We start from the raw sequence: 23,173 nt of genomic DNA, 5'->3' as shown, positions 1-23,173 counted from the left end.
GCGTTGAATAACACGGCAATTGGCCCGAACGCATTACATGGTCGTAGCGTGGCGGGGCTGACTGGTCACCGCAGTCCACCCCGCCTTGATGTGTGACGTTTACTTCTTCTTCGCCGCTATTGCCGCACCGGGGCGCTTGGGTGTTAGCAGCAAGTCCAGCCCGGTTGGTGCCTTGCCGGGGGCCACGCGCTCAAGCCAAGGATAGCGCAGGCCATCCTTATAATCGATCTTCACCGTTTCAAACCGGCTACCGCGCTTGGTCAGCAGTTCGATGGGCTTGCCCGAATCGCCCTTGGCCGCCGTGACGGCTTTTTTCATGTCATCCGCGCTATAGGCCGCACCGTTCACCGCCACGATTTGTGTGCCGGTGACGATTCCAACGTTGAACGCGGGGCTATCCCAGCGGGTGCTGGTGACTTTGCCATCCTTATCAAGCGCCATGCCGACAGAGTTGGCAAGGCTGAGGCCTTTGCCAAAGTCCATCGCGGCCTTCATGTAAGGATTGGGCTCTTCCTTCCAGACCAGCTTATAGCCGCCCTTGTCGATACCGTTCAGCGGCGCGGGCTGGCCCGGCTGGTTGATGCGGGTGTCGATCAACTTGGCCCAATCATAAGGGTAAAGCGCGTTGAGCTTGGTCACAATCTCGTCCACCTCGAACGGGATCTGGCCCCAATCGCCCGGACGCATGCCAAAGAACGACTGCGCGAAATCATCGATCGATTTCTTGCCGCCGGTGCCTTCGCGCAAGATCTGGTCGATCTCCAACCACACCAGCGCGCCTTCAGTGTAATAATCTTCATTGCGGGCAAGCGACGAAAAAGGCTTGGGCTTGCGCGAGGCGAACACGGGATCGAAGCCTGTATCTTCAACCGAACGCCATTCGCGCCCTGGCTGTTGCGTAAAGCCACCAGCCCACGCCGCCAACATGCCCAGCACAATGTCTTTGCCCTGCATGCCCGAGCGCGCAGCCAGAACAGCGCCCCAGAACTGGTCCTGCCCTTCATAAGTCCACAGCAGATCGCCCTGCATCGGCTGGCGATAATCGGGTGTCCATAGCCGCGCGGGGCGGCGGAATTTACCCGACCATGAGTGCGCATATTCGTGCGGCAGCAAATTGCGATCCCATTCCTGCTTGGCCCAGTCGGTAAAAGCCTCAGGCTCAAGCTGGTTCTCGCTCGACCGGTGATGTTCAAGCCCGATGCCGCCGATCTTATCAGACAGCGCCAGCAGAAATTCATAATGATCGAAATGGTTTGCGCCGAAGGCCAGCTTGGCTTCGATCACCAGCGCTTTGTGTGCATCGATATGTTCAGGCTTGGCGTCAAGCTGCGCGGGCTTGTCGGCCACAACATTCAATGTGACGTTTTGGCCCAGATCCCACTTGCGGAAGTGCTGGCCTGCAAAGATCGGCGAATCGACCAGCGTTTCGTAATCGGTCACGCCCCATGTCACGCGGTTGCCTGCCATGCTCATGCCATCCAGCGCGGTGGCCGGGGTCCAGCCTTGCGGCAAGGTGACGGTGGGCTTCACCTTGATTTGCCGCACATAATGCCCGGCAGGATAAAGGCTCATCTTCTCCCATTGCAGGTTGAGCATCTCGGGCGTCATCGTGATGCGCCCTTCAGCCGATGTGATCGGCGAGGTGTGAATAAAGCGCGCGACAACGTCCTTGGCGCCCGCTGGAAGTTTCACGTGAAAGGCAAAGACCTCAACCCGATCACGCTTCCATTCCACCGCTTTGCCATCAACATAGAATTGCACGCCGACCAGTTCGGACAGCGTGCCGCGCGGGCCATGATTGCCCGGAAGCCATTGCGGATACAGCAAAATCAGCTCTTTTGCGCCTGCTACCACCGGGATGGTCTGCGTTACGCGGTAGGCCCCGCGCGCCACATCGGACGCATCGATATCAAGCGTCATCGTACCGGGATAGGCCACATCGCGCGCATCAGGCACGGTCTGCGTAATCGGCACGGCCATGGGCGCAGAGTTTTGGGCAAGTGCCGACGTGGACAGGAGAGCGAGGATGAGCGGGGCTACAAAGAGCGGGGTGGGCGCGAGGTGCTTTTTCATAACGCAATTCATGCCGCGAAGCAGTCGCATCCGCAACCATTCCTGCACACCTTTTTGACAGCGCTTTTCGTTTGGCACGAATGCGGCTAATCGCGCAGCCATCATGAGCCAACAAACCCCACAAGCTATCCGCGGCACACAAGACATTTTCGGTGCCGATGCCGAAGCTTTCGCCTTTGTCGTCGAAACCTTTGAACGCGTGCGCAAGCTCTATCGCTTCCGCCGCGTGGAAATGCCGGTGTTCGAAAAGACCGCGGTGTTCTCGCGTTCGCTGGGCGAGACGACCGATGTCGTTTCCAAGGAAATGTACAGCTTTGAAGATCGCGGCGGGGAATCGCTGACGCTGCGCCCCGAATTTACCGCCGGGATTGCGCGCGCTTATCTGACCGATGGCTGGCAGCAATATGCGCCGCTGAAGGTGGCCACGCACGGCCCGCTGTTCCGCTATGAACGCCCGCAAAAGGGCCGCTACCGCCAGTTCCACCAGATCGACGCCGAGATCATCGGCGCGGGCGAGCCGCAGGCCGACGTGGAACTGCTGGTGATGGCGGACCAGTTGCTGAAAGAACTGGGCATTGCAGATGGCGTGACGCTGCAACTCAACACGCTGGGCGATGGCGCCAGCCGCGATGCCTGGCGCGCCGCGCTGATCGAATACTTCCGCGCCCATGCTGCGGAATTGTCCGAAGATTCGCAGGACCGGCTGGAACGCAACCCCTTGCGCATCCTCGATAGCAAAGACCCGCGCGACAAGGCTTTCGTGGCTGATGCGCCGAAGATTGATGATTACCTTTCGGCTGAGGCGCAGGACTTCTTCGGCAAGGTGACTTCGGGTCTGGGCGCAGCGGGCGTTTCATGGACCCGCGCTGCCGCGCTGGTGCGCGGGCTGGACTACTACCGCCACACCGCGTTTGAGTTTGTCACCGACCGGCTGGGCGCGCAAGGCACCGTGCTGGGCGGCGGGCGCTATGACGGGCTGATGGAAGCGCTGGGCGGCGCGGCAACGCCTGCGGTCGGCTGGGCTGCGGGGATTGAACGGCTGGCGATGTTGGTGGGGGGCGAAACCGTTAGCTTTGACCCAACGCCCGTGTTTGCGATTGTCCCAGATTCACCTTCAATGAGGGATGAGGCCGACAGAATCGCAGCGCACCTGCGCTCAGTCAGCACTCGACCAGATCGCAATAGCGACTACTATATTTGGACCTCTTTCAAGGGCCAAGGTAAGAAGCTGGCCGAGAAAGCAAAGAAAGACAAAGTCGACGCGATCCTTTTCGTGCGTGAAGGTGACAAACCTGAAGATCGACTTCACCTGACGAACGTAAAGGGAAGTCAGGGTGACGCGATGGATGACCTGTTCAATATCCTTGCACGCCTTCCTGCGCCTTACACAAGCTTATCTGGCGAAGGCTAAATGGTGCTCTTTATCCACACCGTAACTCTAAACTTGTTTCAGGGTCCATCTCTACCCCTAAACGGACATCGCGTGTGGAGGGATGGATGCTGAAACAAGTTCAGCATGACGGATACTCCCTGAGCCACAAACACCCCGTCACCCCGGGCTTGACCCGGGGTCCCGCTGTTCTTCTCGCGGCGGGTGACAACCAAGCGGGATCCCGGGTCAAGCCCGGGATGACGAAGTGTGGGGATGTGGCATGAGCGTATCCGACACCCGCCTTGGCCACATCACGCACCGCTTTGCCGAGCTTGAAGCGCGGCTGGGATCGGGCACGCTGGAGGGCGCAGACTTTATTGCCGCCAGCCGCGATTATGCGGAGCTTGAACCGGTTGCCCGCATCGCGCAGGAAATCGCCGCGATGCGCGAGGAAATCGCCAGCCTTGCGGCGCTTGATGATCCCGACATGCGCGAGCTGGCCGAGGAAGAGCTGGCGCGGATCAACGCCGAACTGCCGCAAGCCGAACACCGCCTTGCCATTGCCATGCTGCCGCGCGACTCGGCCGACAGCCGCCCGGCCATGCTCGAAATCCGCGCGGGCACTGGCGGCGATGAGGCCGCGCTGTTCGCCGCCGATCTGTTCCGCATGTATGAAAAGTATGCCGCCGAGCAGGGTTGGCGGGTGGAAGTCGTCTCGGTCAACGCCAATGACATCGGCGGCTACAAGGAAGTGGTCGCCAATGTTGCGGGCAATGGCGTGTTCGCCAAGCTGAAGTTCGAGAGCGGGGTCCACCGCGTGCAGCGTGTGCCGGTGACCGAATCGGGCGGGCGCATTCACACTTCTGCCGCGACCGTCGCCGTACTGCCAGAGCCTGACGAGGTGGACGTGCGGATCGAGGACAAGGATCTGAAGATCGACGTCTATCGCGCCAGCGGCGCAGGCGGGCAGCACGTGAACACCACTGATTCGGCCGTGCGCATCACCCACTTGCCCACCGGCACGGTCGTCACCTGCCAGGACGGGCGCAGCCAGCACAAGAACAAGGACAAGGCGATGCAGGTGCTGCGCGCCCGCCTGTTCGAAGCCCAGCGCGATGCGGCGCAAGGCGAGGAGGCCGAAGCGCGCAAGGCGATGGTGGGATCGGGCGACCGTTCCGAACGCATCCGCACCTATAACTTCCCGCAAGGCCGCGTGACCGATCACCGCATCAACCTCACGCTGCATCGCCTGCCCGAAGTGCTGGAAGGCACAGGGCTTGGCGAACTGGTCGATGCCCTGATTGCCGAGGATCAGGCCAAGCGGCTGGCTTCGATGGATGGTTGAGGTTGGCTTGAGCGTAACCAAAGCCCCCTCCTCTGAAGAGGAGGGGGAGTGAGCGTCGCCCAAGCCATTCGCGATGCCGCTGTGACGCTGGCGCACACCAGCGATACCGCGCGGCTGGATGCCGAATTGCTGATGGCGCATGCGCTAGGCTGTGCGCGATCGGATGTGCTGCTGCGCCATATGCAAGCCGAAGCGCCGGAGGGCTTTGGCGCGCTGGTGGAGCGCAGACTGGCGCATGAGCCGGTGGCCTATATCGTGGGCCATCAGGAGTTCTATGGCCTTGATCTGGCGGTAAGCCCTGCGGTGCTGATCCCGCGCGGGGATAGCGAGACGCTGATCGAGGCCGCACAGGCCAGCCTTGCCAGCCGCCCGCCGCAGCGCATCCTCGATCTGGGCACTGGATCGGGCGCGCTTTTGCTGGCGGCGCTATCGATCTGGCCAAGTGCCGAGGGCATCGGCATTGACCGTTCGCCCGAAGCACTGTCCATTGCCGCTGCCAACGGCGCGCGCCATGCACCGCAAGCGCGGTTTATGCAGGCCGATTGGACGCAAACAGGCTGGAGCGATGGGCTTGGCCTGTTTGACCTGATCCTTGCCAATCCGCCTTATGTGGAAGATGCCGCCGATTTGGCACCATCGGTGCGGGCGCATGAACCGGCGGGCGCGCTGTTTGCGGGGCCTGACGGGCTGGATGATTATCGCCTGCTAATCCCGCAATTGCGCAGGCTACTGGCCGAAAACGGCATCGCCATGGTCGAGATCGGCTGGACGCAGGCCGTGCCAGTGACGGCGCTGGCAACGGCTGCCGAAATGACGACAGTTTTGCACCATGACCTTGCCGCACGCCCCCGCGCGATAGAAATGGCGAAAAACCGCAATATTCCTCTTGGCAAGGCTGCGACAGACGACTAACCATAGCTTCAGGTAAAGAACGGATGATGGCTTCCCGATCTTGCCTACCTCACCATTTGCAGGGATGAACGGCCAAAGGGGCCGGGACGAAAGCAGATGCTGGGAACCCCTGTTTACCCGTCCTTCGTGGTGGGAAAACCGGTGGTGGAGATTGCGCGGCTAACGGGTAGCACGGCAATACGGGTTTAACCTGCATTCCAGATGGGCCTGAATTCCACTTGGGCCGCCCCCAAACAAGGAAGTGCCTGAAGTTGAATAACAACAATCGTGGTAACAACCGCCGTCGCGGGCGCACCAATAATGGTCGCCCACAGAATGGCGGTCAGCAGCTTAACCGGATCGACAGCCGCGCACGGGGCAATGCCCCCCAGATGCTGGAGAAGTATCGCAAGCTCGCATCGGACGCTCACCTGAACGGTGATCGTGTGCAGGCCGAATACTATCTCCAGTTTGCCGATCACTACTTCCGCGTGATCGCCGATAGCCGTGTCCGCACCGAAGACCAGCGCACCCGCCCCTTGGGCCCCAACGGCGAGCGTTGGCAGGAACAGGACGGCGAGGAAGAGAACAACGAATTCAGCGCAGAAGGCGATTACGCAGCGTTTGAACGCGCACCATCGCGGCAAGAGCGTGAACAGCGTGAACAGCGTGACGAGCGGCCCCGTGATGACCGCGAGGAGCGTCCGCGTCAGGACCGCCAGCGCGATGATCGCCCCCGCTTTGACCGCGTGCGCGATGATCGGCCACGCGATGACCGCGAAGACCGTCCGCGTCAGGACCGTCAACGTGATGATCGGCCTCGTGAAGAGCGTGGGCCCCGTGAAGAACGCGGGCCGCGTGAAGAGCGGCCCCGTGAAGACAGGCCGCGTGATAACCGCCGCTTTGATCGCTCGCGTGAGCAAGATGCCGAACCGCAGATCGCAGAAGTAGCAGCCTTGCCCGGCGAGGGTGTGCCTGCCAGCGAAGGTGAACCCATCGCCGATGCAAACGACAATCCGTTTGTGCGCGATACCCGACCGGCGCGCGGCTTGCGTCCGCGCACGGAACGCCGCCCCCGTGTTGAGCGTGAGCGCGACGATGCGCCCGCAGCGCTTGATCCATCAAGCCTGCCGCCATCCATCGGCGTGCGCAGCGAACCCGAACCGGTGGCAGCCCCTGCACCCGCTGCTGCCGAACCTGCTCCGGCGGCTGCGGCTGATAATGCGGCACCGGCACCCAAAAAGCGTGGCCGCCCACGCAAGAATCCTCTGCCCGTAGAAGGCTGAGATGTGACGTGAGGGGCTGGCCGCTTGCGGCCGGCCCCCACGCACCCCATAGCGTGCAGGCATGTTGCGATTGATCACGCCCCCCCGCCCGCACCTATACACCATCGCTGCCGGTGCCTTTGCTGCAACCGGTTTCCAACCGTTGAGCCTGTGGCCGCTCACGCTGGCCGCACTCGCCTATCTGATCCACCGTTTATATGTGGTCAAAAGCTGGCAGCAGGCGCTGCTGTCGGGCTGGCTGTTTGGCCTGGGCCTGTTCACGGCGGGCAATGGCTGGATCGCCACAGCCTTTACCTATCAAGCGGAAATGCCGCAGTGGCTGGGTATGATCGCGGTCGTGCTGATTGCGCTCTATCTGGCGATTTTCCCCGCTTTTGCCACGCTTTGCGGCTGGTGGCTTAGCCGTACCCGCAGTAAGGCGTTGCTGCCTGCATTTGCCGCCTGCTGGATCATCAGCGAATGGTTGCGGGCAACGCTATTTACAGGCTTTGCGTGGAATCCTCTGAGCATGATGATGCTCGGCGGATTTGACAGGCCGGGCCTTGCCCTGCTGGCGCAGTGGACTGGCACTTATGCGCTGTCTGGCCTTGTCATCCTGCTGGGCGGATGGTGGCTGTTTGCGGTCCGATCATGGAACAAGGGCCAGAAACTGGGCGCTGTGGCCTATGCTATCGGCCCGGCTGTTCTGATGGTCTTGCCGCTGGGCAGTGCGATGATCGGGGTGGAGCGGGCCGAAGGCACTTTGCCGCTCACGCTGGTCCAGCCTGACGTGCGGCAAGACGTGCTGAATGATCCGGCCAATTACGAAAACCAGTTTCGCGTTACCGCAGCGCTCTCGCTTCCCCGCCAGCGTGGGACGCGCCGGTTGGTGCTGTGGCCTGAAAGCGGCGTGCCTGATTTCCTGCGCGAAGGCTATCGGCAGTATTGGTACGATGAGACGACATATGCCGCCAACCCCACTTTGGCGCGCGAACGAATCGGCCGGGTGATCGGCCCCGGCAGCCTGCTGCTGACCGGTACGACGGACATCGCAATGAAGGCAGGGACAGCGACGGGCGCTTATAACGTGGTGACGGCGCTTGACAGCGATGGTGTGATTCGCGGCAGCTATGCCAAGGCGCATCTCGTGCCGTTCGGGGAATATCTGCCAAAGCGCGAATGGCTTGAGCCGGTTGGCCTTGCCCGGTTTGTGGCGGGCAACCTGGATTTCTTTGCGGGACCGGGGCCGCGCACGCTTGATTTCGGGCAGCATGGCAAAGCAGGCGTGCAGATTTGCTATGAGATCATCTTTTCAGGCGAAGTGGTCGATCGTGCCAACCGCCCCGACTATCTGTTCAACCCTTCAAACGATGGGTGGTTTGGCGATTGGGGACCGCCGCAGCATCTGGCACATGCGCGGATGCGCGCGATTGAGGAGGGCTTGCCTGTCCTGCGTTCAACCACCACCGGGATCAGCGCGGTCATTGATGCCAATGGCGTGGTGCGCGCCTTCCTGCCTTTACGCAAAGCCGGACGAATTGATGTGCTGGTACCCCCACCGCACGCGCCAACTTTGTTTGCACAAATAGGTAACGCAATGGTTCTTGTGTGGTCCGTAGTGCTTCTTGTCATCGCGCTGGTTGCCAGCACCGCCCGAAAGCGCTAGAGGAAAGCCAGACATAAAGCTTTCTTTATATGAGGCTGGCAATGCGCACAGAATATCTGTTTACTTCCGAAAGCGTTTCCGAAGGTCATCCTGATAAGGTTGCCGACCAGATCAGCGATGCCATCGTTGACTTGTTCCTTTCAAAAGACCCCGAAGCCCGCATTGCTTGCGAAACCCTGACAACAACCCAGCTTGTTGTTCTGGCGGGCGAAATCCGTTGCAAGGGCGTTTACGAAAACGGCGCATGGGCACCGGGCGCGAAAGAAGAAATCGAAGCTACGGTACGCGCAACCGTCAAGCGCATCGGTTATGAGCAGGAAGGCTTTCACTGGCAGAGCTTCCGCTTTGAAAACAACCTGCACGGCCAGTCTGCCGAAATCGCGCAAGGCGTTGATGCCGGTGACAACAAGGACGAAGGCGCAGGCGATCAGGGCATCATGTTCGGTTATGCCACCGATGAGACGCCCGATCTGATGCCCGCCACGCTTTATTACAGCCACAAGATCCTTGAACGCATGGCTGCTGATCGCCATTCGGGCGCAGCACCATTTCTTGAGCCTGACGCCAAGAGCCAGGTCACGCTGCGCTATGAAGGTTCGTTGCCGGTCGCGGCCACGGCTGTCGTCGTATCAACCCAGCACGCCAAGGGCTATTGCCTGACCGGCGAAAACGCTGATCCGGCCAAGTATGCCGAACTCGAAGCTTATGTGAAGCGCGTGGTGGCAGACGTTATCCCGCCGGTACTGCTGCGCGAGACCGTGTATTACATCAACCCGACCGGCGCGTTTGAAATCGGCGGCCCCGATGGCGACGCAGGCGTGACTGGACGCAAGATCATCGTGGACACTTACGGCGGCGCAGCCCCGCACGGCGGTGGCGCGTTTTCGGGCAAAGACCCGACCAAGGTTGACCGTTCGGCCGCCTATATCACGCGTTATCTTGCCAAGAACGTGGTGGCCGCTGGCCTTGCCACGCGCTGCACGATCCAGATCGCTTATGCCATCGGCGTATCGCAGCCGCTTTCGCTCTATGTCGACACGCACGATACCGGCACGGTTGCCGACGACAAAATCGAAGAAGCGATCCGGAGCAATGGCAAGTTGGGCGGCCTGACGCCGCGCAGCATCCGTACGCATTTGGGGCTGAACAAGCCGATCTATCAGCCGTCAGCGGCGTATGGCCACTTTGGCCGCAAGGCCGATGGCGATTTCTTCCCATGGGAACGGCTTGATCTGGTGGATGATCTCAAGGCTGCATTTGCCTGATTGATCAAAGCTTTGCCTAACAAATTGGCGGCTCGCATCCTTCGGGATGCGGGCCGTTTTGCTGTGATGGGTTTCAATTGCACTTTCCTACAGGACACCCCGCGCGCCACCACACTGGCTTTTGATGGAGCCAGACTATGCGCGAGATCACCCCCCGGATTGCCCTTGAACTGATCGCCCACGAAGGGATCGTCACCGAAGCCTACAAGGACAGCGTCGGCGTCTGGACATGGAGCGTCGGCATTACCGATGCTTCGGGGCACAAAGTTTTCCCGCGTTACAAGGACAAACCACAACCGCTGGAACACTGCATTGGCGTCTATCTGTGGCTGCTGCGCGAAAAGTATCTGCCGCCGGTTCTGGCCGCGTTTGGCACGTATGATCCAAGCGAAGCGGAACTGGGCGCTGCGCTCTCGTTTCACTGGAACACCGGTGCGATTGGCCGGGCAAGCTGGATCAAGCGCTTTGTGGCAGGCGATCGCGCAGGCGCGCGCAAGGCGATGCTCGATTGGGCGCGCCCTGCCGCCTTGCTCCCGCGCCGCCGGCTTGAACAAGCCCTTTTCTTTGACGGACAATGGAGCGAGGACGGCACGGCTCTGGTCTATGGTGTGGCCAAACCATCGTATCAGCCATCGCGCGGCAAACGAATCGCAATGCGCGCGCTGGTTGAGGACATGTTCGCAGCCCAAGACCAGACTGCTCTTTCCAAAGTGATTCCCGCGCCAACGCCTGTCACTCCAGCGCCTCCCAAGCGCAGTTGGTTTGACCGGTTGTTTGACTAGAGCCCGCCCTCAGATTTGGTCCTTGTCCACCGGTCAACGGGGCGATATCCACGGCAAACTGCGCCAAAAGGCACTTTGCGCATAAATCGCAATGCGTTAGTCCTGTTAAAGCCCCTTAAACCAGGATCGGGATATACCGTTCTGATGAAGTTTAGCACCGCAAGGATCATCGCCGCACTGCTTGTAGCAGCGCCCGCGTTCGTCATCACCGTCCCTGCTGTGCAGAGCCGGACACAAGATTCCATTCTGGATCAACGCGATCAGTTCATTCAACAGCAAATTGCCGCGATTGCCGCCGAAGGGCGTGGCCGAATCGGTGTGGCCGCGATGGATCTTGATGGTGGTGGCCAGATCATGGTGAATGGCGATATGCCGTTCCCGATGGCAAGCACCGCCAAGATTGCGGTTGCCGCCACATTTCTTGAGCAAGTTGAAAAGGGCGCGCATCGCCTTGATCAGGAATTCCCGATGATGCTTCCGGTGCGCGAAACGGGCCAGATCAGTCCGGTCGCCCCTTTGCGCGCCGGCACGGTGTTGACCGCGCAAAGCCTGATGGAATTGATGATCACGCGCAGCCATAACGAGGCGACCGACGGGTTGATCAACGCCGTGGGCGGGATCGAAAACATCAACTACTGGCTGACCCGCAACGGCATTGCCGGTCAGCGACTCGATCACACAATGGCCACGCTGGTGCGCGATGACGGCAAGGTTGATCCGGCCCGTGTGATTGATACGCGCACATCCAGCACGCCGCGCGCGATGATAGCCCTTTTGGCTGCAATTGATCGCGGTGGCGTTTTAAGCCCCGAAAGCCGCGCTGTGCTGCTCGATACGATGACCCGCACCAGCACCGGCAAAACCCGCATCCGTGCAGGCCTTCCCGAAGGCACGCTGGTGGCGCACAAAACCGGCACTTTGTCGGGCGTTACCGATGATGTCGGCATTGTCCGCCTGCCCGATGGGCGTCATCTGGCAGTGGCGTTCTTCGTCACCGGGCCAGAAGGCCACGCTGTGCATGCCAAACTGATCGCGCGGATGATGCGCGTGATCTATGATGGTTACAGCGCTCCGGTCATGAACAATACGCAGGACATCGCCCGCCGTCGTTGATGTGCAAACTCTGAAACCAGTTTCGCCGCGTAAGCTTGTGCTTACGCGGCGTTTTTTGTGTGCGAATCAAACACGCAGACAGAGAAAAGGGGCGTGACCCGTGAAGGCCACACCCCTTAAACCCTTATAATCATCCCTTGCGGGAAGATTACATAGCAGCAGCTTCAGAAGCGGCTTCCGAAGGAGCAGCCGAAGCGTCAACAGCGACGTCGCTGGCAGCTTCGGTGGCTTCTACAGCAGCTTCAGTAGCTTCTTCAGCTGGCTTTTCCGAGCAGCCAGCGAGAGCAAAGGCAGTGCCGGCAACGGCGGCGAGGATGAGCTTGCGCATGTTACAATCCCTGGATTGAAGTGAACCGCGCCGGGCACGCAGCCCGCCGCAAAGCCTACTCAGCCGGTAGACTTCTAGGCCCAATTAATCGGCAATTCATCAGCTTGCAAGCATTACAAGACAATAAGATTGCCTGACCTGCCTTTTGCACCGGCCGGAATGCCTTGTTTTCGCCTAAATTCCTAGCGTTCAAGCGCCCTTAGCACGCGTTAAAATGTTGTTGGGAATGATCTGTGCAATGCCGATGACGCAGCCGCGACGCCCTGCTAACACCCCGGGATGGACGAAAAACAGCATCTTTATCTGGTCGACGGCTCGGCTTACATTTTCCGCGCCTACCATCGCCTGCCCCCCTTAACGAATCCGGCAGGCGTCCCCGTCGGGGCGGTCTATGGCTATACCACAATGCTGTGGAAACTGGCGGAAGACCTGCACAAAGAGGATGGCCCGACCCATCTTGCGGTCATTCTCGACAAGGCTGGAACATCGTTCCGCAATGATCTTTATGATCAATACAAGGCGAATCGCCCGCCCGCTCCTGAAGATCTGGTGCCGCAGTTCCCGCTGATCCGCGATGCGACGCGCGCCTTCAGCCTCGCCTGCATCGAAGAAGAAGCGCTTGAGGCGGATGATGTCATCGCCTCTTACGCACGCGCCGCCAGTTTGCGCGGCTGGGACGTGACGATTGTTTCATCCGACAAGGATCTGATGCAGCTAATCGGCACCTGTTCCGAGGGCGGCGGGCGTGTCGACATGCTTGATACGATGAAGAATCTGCGAATCGATGTGCCCGAAGTGATCGAAAAATTCGGCGTCGAACCGGAACGAGTCGGTGATGTGCTCGCGCTGATGGGTGATTCGGTGGATAATGTGCCCGGGATTCGCGGCATCGGCCCCAAAACCGCCACCAAACTGATTCAGGAACATGGCGATCTCGAATCGGCGCTTGCCGCCGCGCCTGCCATGAAGGCCAGCAAACTACGCGAGAGCTTGATCGAGCAGGCGGACATGGCCCGCCTGTCGCGCGTGCTGGTCCAGCTCAAGGAAGATTGCTCGCTTCCGGTCGCGCTGGAAGATTTCAAGCTGGGGCAGATCCCGCGTGATCCGCTGGCAGCGTTCCTGACCGAGCATGGCTTTACCAGCCTGTTGCGGCGTCTGGACGGCGGCCAGGGCAGCCCCGGCCCCAAAACGCAGTTGAACCCCGCCAAGCCTGACCCCGCCAAGCCTCACAATGCCGCCGCACCCGCCGCACCGGCCGGCACGGCGCGTCCGCTGCCCTCATGGCCGGCGGTTGATCGTGAAGGCTACGCCTGCGTCCAGACCATCGCAGAGCTTGAACAGTGGATCGCCCGCGCCTTTGCCGCGCGCGTGGTTGCGGTGGATACCGAAACCAGCGCGCTGGATGCGATGCGCGCCGATCTGGTCGGGGTCAGCCTTGCGATCGGGCCGAATCAGGCTTGCTACATCCCGCTGGGCCACGGCGGGACAGATATGTTCGCCGAAAGGCCGGTGCAGGTAGACAAAGCCGCCGCCTTGGCGCTGCTCAAGCCGCTGCTGGAAAGCGATGCGGTGCTTAAGGTCGGGCAGAATATCAAATATGATTTCAACGTGCTGGCCCGCCTTGGCATCGCGGTTTCACCAATCGACGATACCATGGTGATGAGCTTCTGCCTTGATGCCGGGCGCGGTGAAGTGGGCATGGCAGGGCACGGCATGGACGAATTGTCCGACCGCCACCTTGGCCACACCACGCTGACCTTCAAGGAGATGTGCGGCAGCGGCAAAAAGGCGATCTCGTTTGCCGAAGTTCCCCTGCCCGATGCCACCCGCTATGCCGCCGAAGATGCGGACGTGACGTGGCGGCTCCACCGTCTGTTCAGCCCCCGCTTGGCCGAAGAGGGCGGCACCCGCGTTTATTCCCGCGTAGACCGCCCGCTGGTGCCTGTTGTGGCGATGATGGAGCGCAACGGCATAAAAGTGGACCGGGAGCGTCTGGCGGGCCTCTCAGCCGAATTTGCCACGCAGATCGCGCGGCTTGAAGGTGTCATCCACAAAGCGGCAAACATAACCTTCACGATCGGCAGTCCCAAGCAACTGGGCGAAGTGCTGTTTGAAAGGCTCGGCTACAAGGGCGGCAAGAAAGGCAAGACCGGGCAGTATTCCACCGACCAGTCGGTGCTCGAAGGCCTTGCCGCGCAAGGGGCGAGCGTTGCGACGCTGGTGCTGGAATGGCGGCAATTGTCCAAGCTGAAATCAACCTATACCGATGCGCTACAAGCCGCGATCAACCCCGATACGGGCCGCGTCCACACCAGCTACAGCCTTGTCGGCGCGCAGACCGGGCGCTTGTCGTCCAACGATCCCAACTTGCAGAACATCCCGATCCGCACCGAAATCGGTCGCCAGATCCGCGATGCCTTTGTGGCCGAGCCCGGAAACGTGCTGCTGGCGGCAGATTATAGCCAGATCGAACTGCGCCTTGCCGCACATATGGCCGATGTGCCCGCGCTAAAAGAAGCGTTCGAGGCGGGAGAGGACATCCATTCGCGCACCGCAATGGAGATGTTCGGCACGGTGGACCGCGATACGCGTGGCCGCGCCAAGACGATCAACTTCGCGATCCTCTATGGCATAAGCCGCTGGGGCCTTGCCGGGCGGCTGGGCGTGAGCGCGGATGAAGCGCAAGCGATGATCGACCGCTACTTCGAGCGCTTTCCCGGCATCCAGCGCTATATCCACGAAACGCTCGAAAGCGTGCGAGAGCGGGGCTATTCCGAAACGCTGTTTAGCCGCAAGACGTGGTTCCCGCGCATCGGATCAAAGAATCAGGCCGAACGCCAGGGCAGCGAACGCGCCGCGATCAACGCCCCGATCCAGGGCACCAGCGCCGACATCATCAAGCGCGCGATGGCCCGCATGATGCCCGCATTGGAAGAGGCAGGACTTGGCCACATCAAGATGCTGCTGCAAGTGCACGACGAACTCGTGTTCGAGCTGCCTGCGGGCGATGTCGATGCGGCGCGGCCCGTGATCGAGCGCGTGATGGCCACCGCTGCCGAGCCATCGGTTAAACTGACAGTGCCTTTGGGCGTCGAGATCGGCACGGGACTTTCGTGGGGGGCCGCGCACTGATCCGCGCTTGAGAGGGGCCACCCCTGCCCCCTCTTTTCCGGAGGGAGCGGGGAAGAAATCAGGCCGCGCCTGCGTCTCCGAAGTTCCACATGCGTTCAAGGTTATAGAACGTACGCACTTCGGGCCGGAACAGGTGGATCACCACGTCACCGGCATCAACCAGCACCCAATCGGCGGCAGGCAGGCCTTCGATACGGACATGGCCATAGCCGCCGTGCTTGATCCGCTCGGACAGCTTTTGCGCCATCGAGGCGACTTGCCGAGTTGACCGGCCCGAGGCGATTACCATGTAATCGGCAATCGAGCTTTTGCCTTCGAGCGCAAGGCTGACGACTTCCATCGCCTGATCATCATCAAGCGAGGCGAGCACGAGATCGTGCAGCGTGGCAGCAGTGCGAGGAGTGGTATCGGTCATTGCGGACACTTTAGTGGCTTTTTCGGCATTGGCCGATTGAGATTGAACGCTGGTCATGATGCGCGAAATGGCCTCCGTGGCTCAAGAGTCAAGGAATAACGATTCTTTCGCGCATGCGTTTCCCCGCTGCGCCCTGCTGGCGCGGCGGGTTTCGGGGGATGCGCGATCAGGATTTACCTCTGTTTATAGCGCGGTGGGTAACGCCATCGCGCGAACTGGCGGTGCCGATCCGGGCAAACCAGTCTGGATCGGCGGCGCGAATCGCGCTGGCTGATCGGGTATCGGGATCAAAGCGGAGTATGGTCAGCGCCGGGGTGACCTGCTTTGCGCCGGAAACCATCTGGCCGGGCCGCTGGCGCCAGCGGCGCAACCACGCCATGGCAGGGCTTGCCAAAGCAGGGCCATCATATCCCGGGCGGGCAATCACCGCAATCGGCATCTCGCGCGCGATCTGCCGCCAGTCTTTCCAGCGGTGGAACTGCGCCAGATTATCGGCCCCCATCAGCCAGATGAAACGCCGCTTGGGATAGCGGCGCTTCAAAGCGCGCAATGTATCGATGGTGTAGCGCGTGCCCAGATCACGCTCGATGGCAGTGGCGCGAATCGGGGCGCGGCGGCTTTGCGCGCGGGCAGAGGCCAGCCGCGCGGGCAGCGCAGCCATGCCCTTGGCCGGTTTCAGCACGTTGCCGGGCGAGACCAGCCACCACGCGTCATCCAGCCCAAGCGCGCCAATCGCAAACAGCGTGATCCGGCGGTGGCCGCCATGCGCGGGGTTGAAACTGCCGCCCAAAAGGCCGGTAAGCTTGCTCAGGGGCGCACCTGCCCCGAACCGCGCACGAGCCATTTGTAGGTGGTGAGGCCTTCAAGCGCGACCGGACCGCGCGCATGCAAGCGCCCGGTGGCAATGCCGATTTCCGCGCCAAGGCCAAATTCGCCGCCATCGGCAAACTGGCTGGAGGCGTTGTGCATCACAATCGCGCTATCAACCTCGTCCAGGAACCGGTCCGCCACGGCCTGATCATCAGTAACAATCGCATCGGTATGGCCCGAGGCATGGGCCGCGATATGGGCGAGTGCTGCGTCAAGACCATCGACCACGGCGACCGAGAGGATCGCTTCGAGGTATTCGGTGTCCCAATCCTCATCATTGGCCGCGCCGATCCGGGGATCAATCGCGCAGGAACGCGCATCACCGCGCAGTTCGCAGCCTGCCGCCAGCAAAGGCTCAACCAACCCGTGCGGATCGGGATAGGTCGCATCGATCAGCAGCGTTTCCATCGCCCCGCAAATGCCGGTACGACGCATCTTGGCATTGAGCGCAATCGCCTTTGCCATGGCGGCATCGGCAGCAGCGTGGACGAAAGTGTGATTGATCCCGTCAAGGTGGGCGAGCACCGGCACGCGGGCATCGGCCTGAACGCGCGCAACAAGGCTTTTGCCGCCACGCGGCACGATCATATCAATCAGGCCCGCCGCTGCCAGCATGGCCCCCACCGCCGCGCGGTCTTGTGTGGACATAAGCTGCACTGCGTCAGCAGGCACGCCGCCTGCGGTCAGCCCTTTGACCAGTGCTGCGTGAATGGCACGGTTAGAATGGACCGCTTCGCTGCCGCCGCGCAAAATCGTGGCGTTGCCCGACCGCACACACAGCGCTGCGGCATCAGCCGTCACGTTGGGGCGGCTTTCATAGATGATGCCGATCACGCCAACGGGCACGCGGACGCGCTGCAATGTCATGCCATTGGGCCGCGCGGTTTCATCGATCACCTGTCCGACCGGATCGGTAAGCGAGGCGACCTGCGCCACCGCATCGGCAACACCGGCCAGACGTTCAGGCGTCAGCCTCAGGCGATCCAGCATTGCAGGCGACAGGCCGTTGGCCGCGCCATTGGCCATATCTTGCGCATTGGCGGCAAGGATTTCAGCCTCGGCGCTGCGCAGGGAATCAGCGGCCAGCTTCAAGGCATGTTCTTTTGCCGGAGCATCCATCTGCGCTAACTGGCGCTGTGCCGCGCGGGCGGCACGGGCAAGACCTTCGACAATTTCGGTCACGGATGGGGCGGAGGGGGTGAGCTGCGGTGACATGGGCCTCGCCCTATCATCGCCCGAACGCAATGTCATCCAGGAGCGCGAATCGCCAAAGACTGAATTGCAGCGCAAATGCCGTGAATCACACAGCTTCCAACAGCTCATCGGACGAGACGCACGCCTTGGCTCATGTACCTATGTTCGGATTCGCCAGAGCCGGTTCCGGGAAGTAGTCGCATATATAACGGGAACGTTAATAATAATTGCGGGCACGTTAAGAAACGCCACGACGGGGGTCGCCTAGTCTTGCCAACCATGAAGCTATCCGAGGCGCTGTCCCGGGTAAGGAGCCTGTTCCCCGAGCGTGAGTTTTTCATGCGCTCACACGGCCAGGTTCGCTTTATCCGCATCTCGCCGCGCCTGCAAATGGCCGTCGCCAGCGGCATCGCTGTGGCTGTGTTGATGTGGCTGGGCATGATGGTTGCCACGCTGATATCGCAGTATTCATCCGCGCAAGAACATGCCGCCCTGCTGGAACGCGAAGCGGCAGTCGCTTCTGCCGAAAGCCGCGTACAAAAGTATCGCGGCGGGCTTGAAGGCGTGGCCGATGATCTGGCCCGCAGGCAAGACTTCATCGAAAAGGCGATTGAAGGCACCATCGGCGAATTGCCCAAGGACCTGCCGAAGGGCAATGTATCGGACAGCAGCGCCGAGGCGGAAAAAACCGTGCGCAAGATCTCGATGGAATTGCCCGAAGCGCGCCGTCTGGCAGAGCTTGAAGCGCGGCAGCTGGTATTCATCGAACGGCTGACCCGCTTTGCCGATTCGCGCGCTGCCGCCGCCGAAACATCGATTCGCCGCGTGGGGCTGAACCCTGCGATGTTGCGTAATGGATCGGTTGCCGGTCAGGGTGGCCCGCTGATCCGGCTGTTCACCGGCCACGACGAAAGCCTTGATCCGCGCTTTGCAAGGCTGGGTGCCAGCCTTGAACGCATGGCTTCGATGCAAAAGGGCCTTGCCCGCATTCCCAACACTCTGCCCGCGCGGCTGGAATACATTTCTAGCGGCTTCGGCTATCGATCTGATCCGTTTACAGGTGGTGCAGCGTTCCATGCCGGGCTTGATTTTCGTGGGCCGATGGGCGCGCCAATCTATTCCGCCGCCGCAGGAACCATCAGTTTTGTCGGCATAAAACAAGGTTATGGCCGTTGCGTCGAAGTGTCCCACGGCAACGGGTTGATGACGCGTTATGCTCACATGTCGGGCACGAACGCGCGCCTTGGCGCAAAGATTGAAGCAGGCACGGAAATCGGCAAGATCGGCAATTCCGGGCGCTCGACCGGCCCGCACCTCCATTTCGAAGTGCGGATCAATGATCGCCCGGTCAATCCGCGCCCATTTCTTGAGGCAGCTCACTGATGTTCAACAAAAAGCCTGCGCCGGTTCAGCGCCAGCAAACCGGGAGTAGTCCGATGGCCGCCACTTTCTCGATCCTTGGCAATGACGTTTCGATCAAAGGCAATATCAGCGCCACAGCTGATCTTCACGTTGACGGAAGCGTTGAAGGCGACATCACCTGCACCGCACTGGTGCAAGGCGAACAAAGCACCGTAACAGGCGTCATTCGGGCGGAAAGCGCCCGTCTTTCGGGCACGATCCACGGCTCTATCGAGGCGGGCGCGCTGGTCATCCTGAAAACAGCGCGCATTCACGGCGATGTGACCTACGATACGCTGACGATCGAACAAGGCGCACAAGTGGACGGCAAGTTTTCGCACCGGATGCAATTGACCGAAGAAACTTCGCTATCGCTGGTGGGTTGATTGGCCACATCAAACTCAAGACTTGCTGAATCAGCCTAGCTGGCCTACATCAGCAATAAGCAAGGCCGCTCCGCAAGGGGCGGCCCTTATTGTTTCCGCCTTTTTGGCACGCCTTTTCCGGGAGACCGCCGTGAGCACCCAGCCCACATATCCGCTGATGCCACATGCCACCGCATCGTGGCTTGTCGACAATACCGCGCTGACGTTTGAGCAGATCTCGGAATTTTGCGGCCTTCACATCCTTGAAGTGCAAGCCATGGCCGATGATCTGGCCGGTCAGAAATACACCGGACGCGATCCGATGCACTCGGGCGAATTGAATCAGGCCGAAATCGACAAAGGCCAGGCCAATCCCGAATATCGCCTGAAAATGCAGCGCGCGCCGATCTCGGTCAGCCGCACCAAAGGCCCGCGTTATACGCCGGTGTCCAAGCGTCAGGACAAGCCCGATGGCATCGCGTGGATCCTGCGCAATCACCCCGAAGTTTCCGATGCACAGATCGGCAAGCTGATCGGCACCACCCGCACCACCATCGCCGCGATTCGTGATCGCAGCCACTGGAACATCAGCAACATCAACCCCAAGGACCCGGTAACGCTGGGCCTGTGTTCGCAGCGCGAACTTGATGCACTGGTGGCCAAGGCCGCGAAAAAGGCGGGTTATGAAGACAATGGCGAGGCTGCGCTGCGTCTCGGCACCGATCGTGATGCCCTGATCGAAGAGCTGCGCGCCGAACGTCTGGCCCACACCAAAGCCGCATCAGACGCTGCACAGGAAGCCGAAGCCGCGGCGTGGCTCGCCGCCCGCCGCGCAGAAGGCCTGTCAGACAGCTGATTTTTCGTTGAGCTTGGAATTGAAAAGGCCGCTCAGGGATGGGCGGCCTTTTTTCATCAAACCAGCGCCTATTCGAAAATCCCCGTCACCTCATTTTGTGGCGGCCCTGCCATCTGGCGATAGACCGCTGCCAGTATCGCGATGAAATAGACCAGCGCGGCTGATGTAATCGCGCTGGAAACAGCTGCTGTCAGCACTTGTTGCACGCCGCCGCCAGTCATGAGCACCAGCACTATGCCCACCAGCATCATCGCCAGCCCATAGACGATGGCAAAGACCACTCCGGCCAGAATGAAAAAGGCAAGCAAACGGCCCGAATTACCACGGGTCAGCGCCCAAGACCGGCGCAGGGCTTGCACCGGATTGCGTTCAGCCTCGATCGCCAGCACAGGTGCAACCAGCGCCATACGCAAGCTGCACCAGATCATCGCGACAAACGCGGCCACGATCACAAACGCGGCCAGCGCTTGCAGGCCGGTCAGCGCCGAAAGGCTGACCAGCACCAGAAACGCAAGGCCCAGCGCACCACCAACAATGATTTGTGCGATCACATAGGGCAGCAATGCCTTGAACCCGCGCTGGATTGCCTGCCCCACGGTTGGCCGCGCCGGATCGGTCATCACGATCAGCATCGTCACGGTGCCGGCCATTTGCAACAGGGTGACGATCACCAGCAGCGGCATCGACGATGTCCATGCTTCGGCTATGATTTCCATCATTTTTTCAGGCGACGTGCCGGGGGGCATCTGCGGTTCGGGCACGAACACGGAAAATGCGAGGCCGGGGAGCAGGAAAAACACGCCTGCGATGGCCAACAGCATATCGCGGTTGGTTGAAACGAGGCGCGTGGCGGTTTGCCAGGCAAGGCTGCTATCCAGACGGGGTATCATGCGCGCCTGATAGCAGCGCAATAGCGGTTCTGTCGAACCCCCGATTTGCCCCGATTCATCTGGCGTTGCCCATGCCCCTCTTGAAAGGCGCGGCAGACAGGGCCATGCCCCGATCATGGCCGCAAACGACACACCCCAAATCTGCCGGGAGCAAGCGCAAGTCCCCTACCGCGAGGCGCTGGAGACGATGACGGTGCGCAATGCCGCGATTGCCGATGGCAGCGCGCAGGAACTGATCTGGCTGCTGGAACACCCGCCGGTCTATACCGCAGGCACCAGCGCCGATCCGCAGGAACTGCTCGATCCGCGCTTTGATGTGGTCAAGGCCGGGCGTGGCGGGCGCTATACCTATCACGGCCCCGGCCAGCGCATCGGCTATGTCCTGCTCGATCTGACAAAGCGCGCGCGCGATGTGCGCGGGTTTGTCCACGCACTGGAAGGCTGGGTGATCGCAACGCTCGCCGATTTCGGCGTCGAATCATGGCGTGCGCAGGGCCGCGTCGGCATCTGGACTCATGGCCCGGATGGGCGCGAGGCCAAAATCGGCGCGATTGGCGTGCGCATCCGCCGCTGGGTGACGATGCACGGCTTTTCGGTCAACCTCTCGCCCGATCTTTCCCATTTTGGCGGGATCGTGCCATGCGGGATCGAGGAATTCGGCGTGACCAGCCTTGCCGCGCTGGGCCGCAATGTTACAGCGCAAGCATGGGATGAAGCGATGCTGGCGCACCTCGGCAGTTTCCTTGCCCATCTTGAAGAGCCTTGCCCACCGGAGTTAGCATGATGGCCCTCACCCGCATTCCAGCCCTCGCTCTTTGCCTCAGCGCAGGTTTGTTTGTTGCCGGTTGTGAAAAGCAAGCGGCGGACACTTCGGGTGAAGCGGTGACGGGCGAAGTTTTGCCGGGATCCATCAGCGATGCAATGATTGATCTGGATACGTCGACTGCCACGCCGCCGCTGGCGCCTGTCAAACCGACCGAGAAGGTGGAGGCAAAATCAACGGCAAGCGAAGCTGCACCTGATGTGGCAGAGGCCGCCGAACCTGCCGAAAAAGCGCCGGTTGCCTCAGCCGAGACCGAGTAACTGCCTCGCCATTTTCAAGTGCGGCTGATCGACCATGCGGCCGTTGTATTGCAGCGTGCCGGCATCGGGATTACTGGCAAATAGCGCAACAATCGCATGCGCCTCAGCCAATTCAGCCTCGGTCGGGGCAAAGGCTGCGTTGATGATCGGCACTTGCGCGGGGTGAATCGCCAACATGCCGCTAAAGCCATCGGCACGGGCGGATTCAGCGGCGCGGCGGGTGCCGTCCGCATCCTTGAAATCATCGTGCAGCGTATCGATTGCCCAGACGCCTTTGGCATGGGCGGCGAGCAGGCACTGCGCGCGGATAAACCGGAAAGCATCGGTCCACGCGCCGCTCGCATCGCGTTTGCGGCTGGCCCCCAGCACGGCTGACAAATCCTCTGCGCCCCATGTCAGGCCACCAAGGCGCGGCATCGATTCATCGATATAGGCCGGGATCGTCATGGCCGAACGCGCGGTTTCGCTGACCAGTGGCAGGATCCGGGTAGCGCCGACCGCAACCCCGTTGCGCTGTTCGAGCTCGTAGATTTCCGCCGAGAGCTGGCGTATCTGATCCGGCCCTTCGCACTTGGGCAGCATGACGCCATCGGGTGCGCCTGCCATCACCACTTCCAGATCATCGCGCCACATGCCGGTATCAAAGGCATTGATCCGCACCCAGCGCGCCATCGGGCGGCTTTCGAGCACATGCTGGCGGTGGATCGCCAGCCAATCGCGCGCCATGGTGCGGGCTTGCACTTTGGCCGATGGCGCCACCGCATCTTCCAGATCGACGATCACCGCATGCGCGCCCGTGGCCATGGCCTTGCCCAGCTTCTTTTCGCTGTCACCGGGAACAAACAACCATGATCTGGGCGGCATGCG

General features: G+C 61.0%; 21 protein-coding genes. 14 read left to right on the top strand and 7 right to left on the bottom strand.

Annotated elements, in window-relative coordinates:
* Positions 1–99: 99 nt before the first annotated feature.
* On the bottom strand, positions 100–2,073 hold the full coding sequence (locus IP81_RS06265) for a M61 family metallopeptidase (RefSeq protein WP_054107179.1): 1,974 nt from the start codon (positions 2,071–2,073) through the stop codon (positions 100–102).
* A 103-nt stretch (positions 2,074–2,176) separates the two neighbouring features.
* Here IP81_RS06265 and hisS point away from each other — a divergent pair, with 103 nt between their 5' ends.
* The 8 genes from hisS to IP81_RS06225 all read left to right on the top strand — a co-directional run bounded on the left by hisS (position 2,177) and on the right by IP81_RS06225 (position 11,772).
* Positions 2,177–3,484 carry a histidine--tRNA ligase gene (gene hisS / locus IP81_RS06260; protein WP_054107134.1) on the top strand — a complete coding sequence of 436 codons (1,308 nt, stop codon included), beginning with the start codon at positions 2,177–2,179 and terminating at the stop codon, positions 3,482–3,484.
* Between the two features lie 241 nt (positions 3,485–3,725).
* Positions 3,726–4,790 carry a peptide chain release factor 1 gene (gene prfA / locus IP81_RS06255; RefSeq protein ID WP_054107133.1) on the top strand — a complete coding sequence of 355 codons (1,065 nt, stop codon included), beginning with the start codon at positions 3,726–3,728 and terminating at the stop codon, positions 4,788–4,790.
* A 48-nt stretch (positions 4,791–4,838) separates the two neighbouring features.
* The gene (gene prmC, locus IP81_RS06250; RefSeq protein ID WP_054107132.1) at positions 4,839–5,702 is read left to right on the top strand and encodes a peptide chain release factor N(5)-glutamine methyltransferase; all 864 of its coding nucleotides are present in this window, start codon (positions 4,839–4,841) and stop codon (positions 5,700–5,702) included.
* A 251-nt stretch (positions 5,703–5,953) separates the two neighbouring features.
* The gene (locus IP81_RS06245) at positions 5,954–6,967 is read left to right on the top strand and encodes a DUF4167 domain-containing protein (protein WP_054107131.1); all 1,014 of its coding nucleotides are present in this window, start codon (positions 5,954–5,956) and stop codon (positions 6,965–6,967) included.
* A 61-nt stretch (positions 6,968–7,028) separates the two neighbouring features.
* Positions 7,029–8,612: an apolipoprotein N-acyltransferase gene (gene lnt, locus IP81_RS06240; protein WP_054107130.1), complete on the top strand. Its 1,584-nt coding sequence runs from the start codon at positions 7,029–7,031 to the stop codon at positions 8,610–8,612.
* A 41-nt stretch (positions 8,613–8,653) separates the two neighbouring features.
* The gene (gene metK / locus IP81_RS06235) at positions 8,654–9,877 is read left to right on the top strand and encodes a methionine adenosyltransferase (protein WP_054107129.1); all 1,224 of its coding nucleotides are present in this window, start codon (positions 8,654–8,656) and stop codon (positions 9,875–9,877) included.
* A gap of 137 nt (positions 9,878–10,014) precedes the next feature.
* Positions 10,015–10,659 (top strand): lysozyme, encoded by a 645-nt coding sequence (locus IP81_RS06230; RefSeq protein ID WP_054107128.1) that lies wholly within the window; start codon positions 10,015–10,017, stop codon positions 10,657–10,659.
* Between the two features lie 144 nt (positions 10,660–10,803).
* Positions 10,804–11,772: a serine hydrolase gene (locus tag IP81_RS06225; RefSeq protein WP_054107127.1), complete on the top strand. Its 969-nt coding sequence runs from the start codon at positions 10,804–10,806 to the stop codon at positions 11,770–11,772.
* Between the two features lie 148 nt (positions 11,773–11,920).
* Here IP81_RS06225 and IP81_RS06220 read toward each other — a convergent pair whose 3' ends face one another.
* The gene (locus IP81_RS06220; RefSeq protein ID WP_054107126.1) at positions 11,921–12,100 is read right to left on the bottom strand and encodes a hypothetical protein; all 180 of its coding nucleotides are present in this window, start codon (positions 12,098–12,100) and stop codon (positions 11,921–11,923) included.
* A gap of 279 nt (positions 12,101–12,379) precedes the next feature.
* Here IP81_RS06220 and polA point away from each other — a divergent pair, with 279 nt between their 5' ends.
* Positions 12,380–15,232, top strand: a complete 2,853-nt coding sequence (gene polA / locus IP81_RS06215; protein WP_054107125.1) for a DNA polymerase I — start codon at positions 12,380–12,382, stop codon at positions 15,230–15,232.
* A 58-nt stretch (positions 15,233–15,290) separates the two neighbouring features.
* Here polA and rsfS read toward each other — a convergent pair whose 3' ends face one another.
* From rsfS to IP81_RS06200, 3 genes are all read right to left on the bottom strand, one after another.
* A complete protein-coding gene (rsfS, locus tag IP81_RS06210) occupies positions 15,291–15,647 on the bottom strand; it encodes a ribosome silencing factor (RefSeq protein ID WP_157573109.1) in 357 nt (118 codons plus the stop codon).
* 166 nt (positions 15,648–15,813) lie between these two features.
* Positions 15,814–16,491, bottom strand: a complete 678-nt coding sequence (locus tag IP81_RS06205) for a nicotinate-nucleotide adenylyltransferase (protein WP_054107123.1) — start codon at positions 16,489–16,491, stop codon at positions 15,814–15,816.
* Positions 16,455–17,732 (bottom strand): glutamate-5-semialdehyde dehydrogenase, encoded by a 1,278-nt coding sequence (locus IP81_RS06200; protein ID WP_054107122.1) that lies wholly within the window; start codon positions 17,730–17,732, stop codon positions 16,455–16,457. The genes IP81_RS06205 and IP81_RS06200 overlap by 37 nt, the downstream gene beginning before the upstream one ends.
* A gap of 318 nt (positions 17,733–18,050) precedes the next feature.
* Between IP81_RS06200 and IP81_RS06195 the strand changes: the two genes are divergently transcribed.
* From IP81_RS06195 to IP81_RS06185, 3 genes are all read left to right on the top strand, one after another.
* The gene (locus IP81_RS06195; protein WP_157573108.1) at positions 18,051–19,094 is read left to right on the top strand and encodes a M23 family metallopeptidase; all 1,044 of its coding nucleotides are present in this window, start codon (positions 18,051–18,053) and stop codon (positions 19,092–19,094) included.
* 53 nt (positions 19,095–19,147) lie between these two features.
* Complete coding sequence (locus IP81_RS06190) at positions 19,148–19,498, top strand: polymer-forming cytoskeletal protein (protein WP_082356021.1); 351 nt, start codon at positions 19,148–19,150, stop codon at positions 19,496–19,498.
* A 130-nt stretch (positions 19,499–19,628) separates the two neighbouring features.
* Positions 19,629–20,333, top strand: coding sequence for a DUF1013 domain-containing protein (locus IP81_RS06185; protein ID WP_054107120.1), 705 nt, complete (start codon positions 19,629–19,631; stop codon positions 20,331–20,333).
* A 68-nt stretch (positions 20,334–20,401) separates the two neighbouring features.
* Here IP81_RS06185 and IP81_RS06180 read toward each other — a convergent pair whose 3' ends face one another.
* Positions 20,402–21,223, bottom strand: coding sequence for a glycerophosphoryl diester phosphodiesterase membrane domain-containing protein (locus IP81_RS06180; RefSeq protein WP_157573104.1), 822 nt, complete (start codon positions 21,221–21,223; stop codon positions 20,402–20,404).
* Between the two features lie 115 nt (positions 21,224–21,338).
* Between IP81_RS06180 and lipB the strand changes: the two genes are divergently transcribed.
* Both lipB and IP81_RS06170 read left to right on the top strand, forming a co-directional pair.
* The gene (lipB, locus tag IP81_RS06175) at positions 21,339–22,007 is read left to right on the top strand and encodes a lipoyl(octanoyl) transferase LipB (protein ID WP_054107118.1); all 669 of its coding nucleotides are present in this window, start codon (positions 21,339–21,341) and stop codon (positions 22,005–22,007) included.
* On the top strand, positions 22,004–22,306 hold the full coding sequence (locus tag IP81_RS06170; RefSeq protein ID WP_054107117.1) for a hypothetical protein: 303 nt from the start codon (positions 22,004–22,006) through the stop codon (positions 22,304–22,306). The genes lipB and IP81_RS06170 overlap by 4 nt, the downstream gene beginning before the upstream one ends.
* Here the strand turns inward: IP81_RS06170 and IP81_RS06165 are convergent.
* A complete protein-coding gene (locus IP81_RS06165; protein WP_054107116.1) occupies positions 22,289–23,170 on the bottom strand; it encodes a CoA ester lyase in 882 nt (293 codons plus the stop codon). The two genes, IP81_RS06170 and IP81_RS06165, sit on opposite strands and share 18 nt — an antisense overlap.
* Positions 23,171–23,173 lie beyond the last annotated feature (3 nt).

It is taken from the genome of Novosphingobium sp. AAP83 (assembly GCF_001295795.1).
Classification (GTDB): Bacteria; Pseudomonadota; Alphaproteobacteria; order Sphingomonadales; family Sphingomonadaceae; genus Novosphingobium.
Note: the sequence above shows the minus strand (reverse complement) of the source record. Positions and strands in the feature narration are given on the sequence as shown.

What these genes read in the sequence shown, in the direction of transcription:
- IP81_RS06265 (WP_054107179.1), bottom strand. Translation starts at nt 2,073, where the DNA reads ATGAAAAAGCACCTCGCGCCCACCCCGCTCTTTGTAGCCCCGCTCATC.
- hisS (WP_054107134.1), top strand. Translation starts at nt 2,177, where the DNA reads ATGAGCCAACAAACCCCACAAGCTATCCGCGGCACACAAGACATTTTC.
- prfA (WP_054107133.1), top strand. Translation starts at nt 3,726, where the DNA reads ATGAGCGTATCCGACACCCGCCTTGGCCACATCACGCACCGCTTTGCC.
- lnt (WP_054107130.1), top strand. Translation starts at nt 7,029, where the DNA reads ATGTTGCGATTGATCACGCCCCCCCGCCCGCACCTATACACCATCGCT.
- metK (WP_054107129.1), top strand. Translation starts at nt 8,654, where the DNA reads ATGCGCACAGAATATCTGTTTACTTCCGAAAGCGTTTCCGAAGGTCAT.
- IP81_RS06230 (WP_054107128.1), top strand. Translation starts at nt 10,015, where the DNA reads ATGCGCGAGATCACCCCCCGGATTGCCCTTGAACTGATCGCCCACGAA.
- IP81_RS06225 (WP_054107127.1), top strand. Translation starts at nt 10,804, where the DNA reads ATGAAGTTTAGCACCGCAAGGATCATCGCCGCACTGCTTGTAGCAGCG.
- IP81_RS06220 (WP_054107126.1), bottom strand. Translation starts at nt 12,100, where the DNA reads ATGCGCAAGCTCATCCTCGCCGCCGTTGCCGGCACTGCCTTTGCTCTC.
- polA (WP_054107125.1), top strand. Translation starts at nt 12,380, where the DNA reads ATGGACGAAAAACAGCATCTTTATCTGGTCGACGGCTCGGCTTACATT.
- rsfS (WP_157573109.1), bottom strand. Translation starts at nt 15,647, where the DNA reads ATGACCGATACCACTCCTCGCACTGCTGCCACGCTGCACGATCTCGTG.
- IP81_RS06205 (WP_054107123.1), bottom strand. Translation starts at nt 16,491, where the DNA reads ATGGCTCGTGCGCGGTTCGGGGCAGGTGCGCCCCTGAGCAAGCTTACC.
- IP81_RS06200 (WP_054107122.1), bottom strand. Translation starts at nt 17,732, where the DNA reads ATGTCACCGCAGCTCACCCCCTCCGCCCCATCCGTGACCGAAATTGTC.
- IP81_RS06195 (WP_157573108.1), top strand. Translation starts at nt 18,051, where the DNA reads ATGCGCTCACACGGCCAGGTTCGCTTTATCCGCATCTCGCCGCGCCTG.
- IP81_RS06190 (WP_082356021.1), top strand. Translation starts at nt 19,148, where the DNA reads ATGGCCGCCACTTTCTCGATCCTTGGCAATGACGTTTCGATCAAAGGC.
- IP81_RS06180 (WP_157573104.1), bottom strand. Translation starts at nt 21,223, where the DNA reads ATGATACCCCGTCTGGATAGCAGCCTTGCCTGGCAAACCGCCACGCGC.
- lipB (WP_054107118.1), top strand. Translation starts at nt 21,339, where the DNA reads ATGGCCGCAAACGACACACCCCAAATCTGCCGGGAGCAAGCGCAAGTC.
- IP81_RS06170 (WP_054107117.1), top strand. Translation starts at nt 22,004, where the DNA reads ATGATGGCCCTCACCCGCATTCCAGCCCTCGCTCTTTGCCTCAGCGCA.
- IP81_RS06165 (WP_054107116.1), bottom strand. Translation starts at nt 23,170, where the DNA reads ATGCCGCCCAGATCATGGTTGTTTGTTCCCGGTGACAGCGAAAAGAAG.